Here is a 1,779-nt window from a genome sequence, read left to right on the forward strand (position 1 = left end):
CTAGGTGTGTGGGTCAGTAGCGTTTTGATGGGCGGGCTGGTGCCGGCGGGAATTTGGGCTGGAGTTGAGCATTTTGGTGCTGCGGCCGGCCGGGAGCGATGAAAAGGGGGTGGGTGCCCTGCGAGGATTCTGTCCCGGGCGTGGTGGGGCCTGAGCCGAGGGGGCGAACCCCTCGCTGCTTTCCTGCTATGCGGCCGGTTGTGCCCGGTAGCTGCGGAGTTTCATGAGGTTGTGGCAGGCAGCGAGCAGTTTCCACTCCTGCTGGGCCTTCTCCAGCCCGCGCAGCAACAAGTGCTTGCCTTGCCGGGTGTGGATCTGTCCGAAGACCGGTTCCACGATCGCCTTGCGCCTGGCATAGGCCTTCTTCCCGGCCTTGGTTTTCAGTTTCCGTCCCATCCGCCCCACCACGGTCGTGTTGGCCGGGATCCGGCCCCGCGGGGATTCAGGAATCGGGGCAGAGTGCTTCATGCGCCCGGTGGAAATGAAGAACTCCGTGCCATGCTCGGCCTCCAGTGCCCGGGCGTGGTCGAGGTTCGCTTTCGAGCAGTACCCGGTATCCGCCAGCCACTGCGCGGGCATCTGTCCCAGGTTCTGGAACGTTTGATCGACCATCGGTACCAGCTGCCCGTAGTCATTGCTTGCCTGGTTCAGCTCCGCGGCGACAATGACCTGCCGGTACCCGTCAACGACGGCTTGGCCGTTGTAGTTGTAGGAAAATGAGCCATCGGCGCGCTTCATGATCCGTGCGTCCGGATCCGTGAAGTTCCGTTGCGCCGTGGGCTTGGGCACCGCAGTTTCCGCGGCCTTGTTCCCGGCAGCGGTGATGTCATCATCATCGTCCCCGCGCTTGGTAGCCTTCTCCTTGGCCTCGGTGCGTGCCCTCTCCCTGGCTTCTTCCTCAAGGCTGGCGCGGGCGGCGGCCAAAGCCTTCGCCCGGCCTTGGCGTTTGGCCAGTTCCACCGGCAGCTCATCCCCGCGCTTGCCGGGCCCGAACTTCGCGTCTTCATTGGCATCGACGGTCTTGACCTCTTCCATCAGATCACTGATTTCCTGGGCCAAAACCTTCTGCTTCTCCGTCAACCGGGCGTAAGACATCGCCTTGTGCTTGGAAGCGTTCGCCCGCACCTTTGTCCCGTCCAGGGCGACCTTGCCCAGCTTCACCATCCCCGCGGCCTGGCACAGTTCCAGTGCCTGCAAAAAGATATTCGCGAACGCGGCCAGATGGCGGTCACGAAAGCGTGCGATGGAGCGGAAGTCCGGGGCCTGCTGCGCCGACAACCACCTAAAGGAGACCATGTCGGTGCAGGCCCGTTCAATCGCACGGGAGGAACGAACCCCGGTGCAGTACCCGTACAAAAGGACCCGCAACATCAACCGCGGATCATACGGAGGCTGGCCCTTCGCCTTCGCATACGACTTGTAGAAGAAGGTCAGATCGAGTTCGTTCTCCACCAACTCGGCAATGAACCGGGCCAAGTGTCCCTCCGGCAGCCACTCCTCCAGCGACGGCGGCACCAACATCACCGCATCAGGCTCAAAATCCTTGAACCTCTTCCGCACCCCACCATTGGCATCCACCCGGCCATCATCCAGAGCCTCGACCCGCTCGATCAGCCCGGCATCAAAAAGACCATCCTGCGGGAGGGAAGAAGAAGGAATATCCATACCCCAATTCTCCCAGCACCAGCACGGAATCCCTGTTAATCCACCGGCGTTTTAACCCCTTTTTAGGCCACTACCTGATCCCTGCCGTTCCCGACTACTGACCCATGCACCTAG

At 61.9% G+C, this 1,779-nt stretch carries 1 protein-coding gene; it reads right to left on the reverse strand.

Annotated features, from left to right (window positions below):
- Positions 1 to 186 precede the first annotated feature (186 nt).
- A complete protein-coding gene (locus tag JMA46_RS16640; protein WP_207346463.1) occupies positions 187 to 1,665 on the reverse strand; it encodes an IS1182 family transposase in 1,479 nt (492 codons plus the stop codon).
- Positions 1,666 to 1,779: the final 114 nt, after the last annotated feature.

Source organism: Arthrobacter sp. E3, assembly GCF_017353415.1.
Classification (GTDB): Bacteria; Actinomycetota; Actinomycetes; order Actinomycetales; family Micrococcaceae; genus Specibacter.

Excerpts from the sequence above, each read along its gene's own strand:
- JMA46_RS16640 (WP_207346463.1), bottom strand. The coding sequence starts at position 1,665 with ATGGATATTCCTTCTTCTTCCCTCCCGCAGGATGGTCTTTTTGATGCC.